Annotated in this window: 4 protein-coding genes and 1 pseudogene; 3 read left to right on the forward strand and 2 right to left on the reverse strand. The window is 74.1% G+C overall.

All coding sequences use genetic code 11. From position 1 onward, the window contains the following. The first annotated feature begins 472 nt into the window (after positions 1-472). Both K7640_RS06210 and K7640_RS06215 read left to right on the forward strand, forming a co-directional pair. Complete coding sequence (locus K7640_RS06210) at positions 473-1,573, forward strand: ThiF family adenylyltransferase (protein ID WP_222953697.1); 1,101 nt, start codon at positions 473-475, stop codon at positions 1,571-1,573. Continuing rightward, positions 1,570-2,817, forward strand: a complete 1,248-nt coding sequence (locus K7640_RS06215) for a hypothetical protein (RefSeq protein WP_222953698.1) — start codon at positions 1,570-1,572, stop codon at positions 2,815-2,817. The genes K7640_RS06210 and K7640_RS06215 overlap by 4 nt, the downstream gene beginning before the upstream one ends. Before the next feature lie 263 nt (positions 2,818-3,080). Here the strand turns inward: K7640_RS06215 and K7640_RS06220 are convergent, their stop codons facing one another. After that, positions 3,081-5,330 (reverse strand): catalase, encoded by a 2,250-nt coding sequence (locus tag K7640_RS06220; RefSeq protein WP_308042470.1) that lies wholly within the window; start codon positions 5,328-5,330, stop codon positions 3,081-3,083. 118 nt (positions 5,331-5,448) lie between these two features. Next, positions 5,449-5,901, reverse strand: coding sequence for a hypothetical protein (locus K7640_RS06225; protein WP_222953700.1), 453 nt, complete (start codon positions 5,899-5,901; stop codon positions 5,449-5,451). A 159-nt stretch (positions 5,902-6,060) separates the two neighbouring features. On the opposite strand from K7640_RS06225, the pseudogene K7640_RS06230 reads away from it, so the two are divergent. Next, positions 6,061-7,100, forward strand: a pseudogene (locus K7640_RS06230) (hypothetical protein); the annotation flags it as partial.

Below are 7,100 nucleotides of genomic sequence, written 5' to 3' on the forward strand. Positions count from 1 at the left end.
AACAGCCGCGTCAGGTATGTTACGGGAGCGCTCCCATGCGCTCAATGGGGCAAATTCGTGGATGACGTCGGCCGATGCGTCGACCATCCGCCTGGCGACGTCGGGCCGGCTTTGGGGCCCCCGACGGACGCCTGCCGGGCAGATCTTGGCGACTTCCTCTTCGCGCCGAACGACAACTTGCCAAGATCTCGCCTCGCGTCCGGTCGACGATGAGGTGGGACCGACAAACCGGGCAACGAGCGCCCCACAAACCCGCCGAACGTCGCCCGCCGGCGCCACCGCGCGCGATCGTGGACAGTTGCCGTCAGCCGCGAACGGAAGCTGTCCAAGATTGACGTCGGGAGCGGCGTCGGGGGCGGCGGCGGGCCGTGCCGGCCGCTCGGGGGTGGGCAGTGCATTGACAACGATGAGCGGTCGGAGAAGGCTGGCGGACAGCGACACGCACGACGGCAGTCTCACGGGGGAGATGGCCATGAGGCGTCCACGCGTCAAGCCCGAGCACCACCCCTACCGCGTCGACGGCGGCGTACGCATCGGTGGGCCGACCTACGGCATCGCCGCCGAGGTGGCGGACCCGAGCGGCGCCGTCTGGACCCTGTTGCAGGCGATGGACGGCACCCGTGGCGTCGACCGGATCGTCCGGCGGGTGCGCGACGCGCACCCGGCGGAGTCACCCGAGGCGATCCGCGCCGCGCTGGCCCGCTTCGTCGAGTCCGGGTACGTCGAGGACGCCGGCGCGCCCGACCCGCCGGAGCTGACCGAGCGCGACAAGGAACGCTTCGACCGGAGCCGGGCGTACTTCCGGTGGATGGACCTGACCCCGCGGGCCAGCACCTGGGAGCCGCAGGTCGCGCTGCGCCGAGCCCGGGTCACCCTGGTCGGGCTGGGTGGCACCGGCGGGGTGGCCGCGCTGGCCCTGGCCGCCAGCGGGGTGGGCCGGCTGGTCTGCGTCGACGCCGACGTGGTGGAACTGTCCAACCTGAACCGTCAGGTGCTCTACACCGAGCAGGACATCGGCCTGGCCAAGGTCGACGCGGCGGTGGCCCGGCTGCGAGGGCTGAACTCCGCCGTCGAGGTCACCGGCGTACGGCAGCGGGTCGGCTGCGCCGACGACGTCGCCGCCCTGGCGAAGGAGTGCGACGTGCTGGTCCTCTCCGCCGACCGGCCGCAGCCGGACGTCCGGATCTGGACCAACCGCGCCTGCCTGGCCACCGGCACGGCCTGGGTGGACGCCGGTTACCACGGCCCGCTGGTGCAGGTCGGCTCGTACGTGCCGGGCGCGGGGCCCTGCTGGGAGTGCGTCCGCGCGGCGGACGGCGACCGCCACCGCGCCGTGGGGATCGAGTACGCCGACACCGCGCTGCGCAACGCGGCGGTGGCGAACGCGGTGGCCGCGCCGTCGGCGGGCATCTCCGGCTACCTCGCGGCGCACCACGCGCTCGCCCTGATCACCGGGGTGCCGGCGCGGCCGCCCGGCCGGGTGGACGCGGTGAACCTGATGGCGCTGGATGCGACGTTCACCCTCGACGACCCACGCCGAGCCGACTGCCCGGCCTGCGGGGCGCTGCGATGAGCGCCCCCACCACGGTCACCGGCACGACCCGGGTCCGGCTGCACCCGCTGCACCTGCGCGCCGAGGGCGATTCGTGGATCGTCGGGCGGGTCGAGACCGGCGAGTTCATCGCGGTGCCGCCCGTCGGGCGGCGGGCCGTCACCCTGCTGGCGGACGGCACGGTCGACGAGGTACGCGCCCGGTTGCGGGCGGAGACCGGCGCCGACGTCGACGTGGCCGCCTTCGTCGCGTCCCTGGTCGACCTCGGGTTCGTCGCCGAGCTCGACGACCGCGCGCTGGCGCAGCCACCCGTACCCCGGTCGATGCTGCCGTGGCTGCGGCCGGCGCACGTGCGCTGGCTGCTGCACCCGGCGGTCGCCCTGGCCGCCGCGGCGCTCGTCGTCGCGGCGCTGGCGGCGATCGCGGTCGACCCCACTCTGGCGCCGAGCCACCGCGACCTGCTGTGGAGCGGCAGCAGCGGGCTGGTGCTGCTCGGCAACTTCGTCATCGTCTGGTCGCTGATCCTGCTGCACGAGTTCGCCCACCTGCTGACCGCGCGGGCCGCCGGCGCGCCGGGGCGGATGAGCCTCGGCACCCGCCTGCAGTTCCTGGTGGCGCAGACCGACGTCAGCGGGGTGTGGGCCGCGCCGCGGCGGGCGCGGCTGACCGTCTATCTCGCCGGGATCGCGCTCAACCTGGTGGTGTCCGCCGCCGCCGTGCTGGTGCTCGCCGGCACCGGCCCGGCCGGGACGGCCGGTGACCTGTTGGCGGCGGTCGGGTTGCTCTCGCTGACCCTGGTCCCCGCCCAGTTCCTGGTCTTCATGCGCACCGACGCGTACTTCGTCCTCCAGGACCTGACCGGCTGCGCCAACCTGTACGCCGACGGCTCGGCGTACGCCCGCCACCTGGGCCGGCGGGTGCTGCGCCGAGGTGGGCCGGGCGAGGACCCGAGCCGACGGCTGACGCCGCGCGAGCGGGTCGCGGTGCGCGTCTACACCGTCGTGCTCGTCGTCGGGACCATCGCCTGCCTGGCCGTCGCGGCGCTGGTCACGCTGCCGGTCAGCGTCACGTTGTTCACCACGGCCGCGCACACGGTCGTCGCCGGAGGCACCGCCGCGGAACTGTTCGACGCGGCGGCGTTCGTCGGCGTCAGCCTGCTGTGCCTCGTGCTGTGGACCAGAGCCTGGTGGCACCGGCATGGCCAGCGGGTCCGCCGGGAGATCAGCCGTACCCGCCGACGGGGTGAAGGGAGGTGGACGGCATGAAGAAGCCCGAGAGCCGCAAGGTCGAGAAGAAGGAGACCGGCAAGCTCGACCAGATCGAGATCCGCAAGCTCGACAAGATCGAGACGACGGCGCTGAACAGCAACCCGTCCGGCTGACCGGCCGGGGCGCGCTCGGGTCCGCCCGGGCGGACCCGAAGCGGGCTGCCCGCCGGTGCACCGGCGGGCAGCCCTCGCACGCGTCAGAAAACCGCGTCATGAACCGGGTCAGGAGACCGGGTCAGGAGACCGGGTCAGGAAACCGCGTCAGGAGACCGTGGCGGGGAACCGTTCCCACACCCGGTGCGCGGCCATCAGCCGCTGCACCGCGGTGAGCGCCTCCGTCGCCGAGCCGGCCGTGACGACACCGGGCGTGCCGGCCACCCCGGCCTGCTCCAGCACGGGTACGCCCGCATCCCAGGCGCCGACCGCCTTGGCGTGCCGCCAGCATTCCTCGACCAGCAGCAGCACCCGGGGGTCGACGGTGGGCGAGCCGGCCGCCCCCGCCTTCGCGTCGCGGGCGGGCACCGCGTCCGGCGCCGGGGCCGGCGCCCCGGCCAGCAGCAGCGCGTCGAACTCCACCGAACGGGCGGTGGCGAAGGTCCGTTGCACCGGCAGGTCGCCGACCGTGCCGCCGTGCGCGGCGATGAGCAGCGGCACCATGCCGGCGTCGAAGACCGCCCGGCGGACCTGGGCGACACCGTCGTGGTCGCCGTCGGCGTCCACCACGATCCCCACCGTCCGGCCGTCGGCCGGCCACTCGCCACCCACCTGGGACAGCGCGGGGCTGGGCGTGACGTCGACGAACGGCACGGTCGGCTCCGGCGCGGGCAACCCGAGCGCGGTGGCGACCTGCCCGCACAGCACCGGGTCGATGTTGGCCAGGCACTGCAACTGCCGTTCCTTGATCGCCTGGTGGTAGCACTTGCCGAGCTCGAACGCGTACGCCCGGATGATGTGCTCCTTCTCCACCGGCGACATGCTCAGCCAGAACAACCGCGCCTGGCTGTAGTGGTCGTCGAAGGACGCCGGGTTGGCCCGTACCTTGGGCGCCTCGGCCACCGTCACCGGCGTGTCGACGAACGCGTGCTCCGCGTCCCCCGCGGTGAACGGGTTGCCGCCGTCGAGCGAGTTCGGCCGGTACGGCGCCACCCCGGCGTGCACGGCCTGCTGGTGGAACCCGTCGCGCAGCATGTCGTTGACCGGGGCGTGCGGCCGGTTGATCGGGATCTGGTGGAAGTTCGGCCCGGCCAGCCGGGTGAGCTGGGTGTCCAGGTACGAGAAGAGCCGGCCCTGCAACAGCGGGTCGTTCGTCACGTCGATGCCCGGCGGCAGGTGGCCCGGATGGTAGGCGACCTGCTCGACCTCGGCGAAGAAGTTGGTCGGCGTGCGGTTGAGCACCAGCCGGCCGACCGGCTGCACCGGGGCCAGCTCCTCCGGGACGATCTTCGTCGGGTCGAGCAGGTCGACCCCGGCGAAGGTCTCCTCCGGCGTGTCCGGGAAGACCTGGATGCCCAGCTCCCACTCCGGGTACGCGCCGGCCTCGATCGCGTCGTACAGGTCGCGGCGGTGGAAGTCGGGGTCCATGCCGCTGAGCAGCTGCGCCTCCTCCCAGTCCAGGGAGTGCACGCCCAGCTTCGGCTTCCAGTGGAACTTGACGAGCGTGGTCGCCCCGGCCTCGTTGACCAGCCGGAAGGTGTGGATGCCGAAGCCCTCCATCGTGCGGTAGGAGCGCGGGATGCCCCGGTCGGACATGTTCCAGATGGTGTGGTGCTGCGCCTCGGTGTGCAGCGAGACGAAGTCCCAGAAGGTGTCGTGCGCGCTCTGCGCCTGGGGGATCTCCCGGTCCGGGTGCGGCTTGCCGGCGTGGATGACGTCCGGGAACTTGATCGCGTCCTGGATGAAGAAGACCGGGATGTTGTTGCCGACCAGGTCGAAGGTGCCCTCGTCGGTGTAGAACTTGGTCGCGAAGCCCCGGGTGTCGCGCACCGTGTCGGCCGAGCCCCGCGAGCCGAGGACGGTGGAGAACCGGACGAAGACCGGGGTTTCCCGGCCCTTCTTCAGGAAGCCGGCCCGGGTGACCTCCTCCGCCGTGCCGTACGCGGTGAAGACGCCGTGTGCCCCGGCGCCCCGCGCGTGCACGACCCGCTCCGGGATCCGTTCGTGGTCGAAGTGGGTGATCTTCTCGCGGAGGTGGTGGTCCTGGAGCAGGATCGGGCCGCGCGGCCCCGCCTTGAGCGAGTGGTCGGTGTCCCGCAGCCGGGCGCCCTGCGCGGTGGTTAGGTAGGCGCCCTGCTGACCGTTCGCGGTGGTCGGCGCGCCGGTCTCGGCGCCGGTCGGGGTGCGGGTCTCCGGCGCGCCCTGCTCCTTCTTGGGCGGCAGCGGGTCGTGCGGGGTGGTGGGTTCGTCGAACGTCGGCGGCGCGCTGCCGGGCGCGCCGGGCACGTCCGGGGCAAGGATGTCGCCGACCTTCTCGACGGCGTCCTTGACGGCCTTGACGGGCTTGCTGGCTTCCACGGGCGAATTCCTCCAGGGAGCGACAACGGGCTGGCTGTCTAACGCCCTACCCGGGCATGACCGGGCAAAACACCCCATGAGCCGCCGATTGCGCCCGCCTGCTCCGCGGATCGACGGGTCAGCCCTGCGCCCGGCGGCGCACCGTTCGCAGCATCCGGCGCACCATGGTCCGGTGCGCGCCCGAGGTGATCACCAGCAGGCGGTAGGCCCGACCGTGCGGGCCGGGGAACGCCGCCTCGCTCCGGGCGCTCAGCAGCGTGCCGTCCGGCTGCGGGGTCAGCGTCCACAGCAGAGCGTAGCGGGAGAACCGGTGCCGGCCGGTGAGCCGCACGTACCGCCCGGGGACCGCCTCGGCCACCGCGAAGCCGGGCACCGTGGCACCCTCGTCCAGCGGGGTGCCAGCGGCGCGGACCGGCACCGCGCCGAGCAGGTGCGCCAGCGGCGCGGTGCCGTCGGAGCGGAAACCGGCCACCAGCCGGGCGAGCGCCTGCCAGACCGCGTCGGCGGGGGCGGCGACGAGCACCGAATGCTCGTCGACGAAGGGCAGCCCGTCGTCCCCGACCTCTCGCACGCCCCCATCCTCCCACCCCCACCCCACCCCGTCCGCCCCGCAGAGTTGATCAAGGGGATCGCGTCCCTCGACCGGGTTCCGGCCGACGTGAACCCCTTGCTCGACGGAGGCGAGGCGGGCGGGAGTGGGCCGGTGGCGGGGATTGGGGAGGATGGGGCGATGCGCGGTGCGGCGGGGCGGGGTCGGGGTTGGCGGGTCTGTGGCGCGGCGGCGGGGGCGCTCGCCGTCCTGGCCTGGCCGGGGGTGGCGGTGGCGGCACCGGCCGCGACGCCGGTCTGCGAGGTGGCCGACCGCCGGCTCGACGAGATCTCCGGGATGGTGGCCACCGACGACGGGTTCGTGATGGTCAACGACGGCGCGGACCAGGAGTCGCACCGCCGGATCTTCTTCCTCGACGCCCGGTGCGCGGTGGTGCGTACGGTCCGTTATCCCTCGCTGCCCCGGGACACCGAGGACCTGGCGGTCGGGCCGGACGGCTCGCTCTGGGTGGCCGACATCGGCGACAACGGCGGCAACCGGCCCACCGTCGGGGTGTGGCGGCTCCGCCCGGGAGCGGCTCGGCCGGTGCTGCACCGGCTGACCTATCCGGACGGTCCGCGTGACGCCGAGGCGCTGCTGATCACCGGGGACGGCCGGCCGCTGATCGTGGCCAAGACCACCGGCCGGCTGTACGCCCCGGCCGGCGCCCCGCGAGCCGGCACGACGACGCCGCTGACCAGCGTGGGGGAGGTGCGGCTGCCCGGCACCACGACCAGCAACCCGTACTCCGTCCTCGGCCGGATGGTGATCACCGGCGCGGCCACCGCGCCGGACCGGAGCCGGGTGGTGCTGCGCACCTACGCCGACGCGTTCGAGTTCGACGTGCCGGACGGCGACGTGGTCCGCGCGCTGACCACCGGCCGGCCGCGGATCGTGCCGCTGCCCGACGAGCCGCAGGGGGAGTCGGTCAGCTACAGCCGCGACGGCCGCCACCTGCTCACCGTCTCCGAGCGGGCCGGCCAGCCGGGCCCGGTCCCCGTCCTCCGGTACGCCCTGCCGGCGCCGCCGCCGACCGCCACCCGCTCCGCGCCGGCCGCGACCGGCTCCGCGCCGGAGTCCACCCGTCCCGCGGCGACCGGCGCGGCCCCGGCCGGCACCGCCGGGGCGTCGGCGGACGAGCGCGACGACTCCCGGCTCGGTGCCGCCGCGGCGCTGGGGCT

The organism is Micromonospora sp. PLK6-60 (assembly GCF_019890675.1).
In the GTDB taxonomy this organism is placed as follows: Bacteria; Actinomycetota; Actinomycetes; order Mycobacteriales; family Micromonosporaceae; genus Micromonospora.

Excerpts from the sequence above, each read along its gene's own strand:
- K7640_RS06210 (WP_222953697.1), top strand. The coding sequence starts at position 473 with ATGAGGCGTCCACGCGTCAAGCCCGAGCACCACCCCTACCGCGTCGAC.
- K7640_RS06215 (WP_222953698.1), top strand. The coding sequence starts at position 1,570 with ATGAGCGCCCCCACCACGGTCACCGGCACGACCCGGGTCCGGCTGCAC.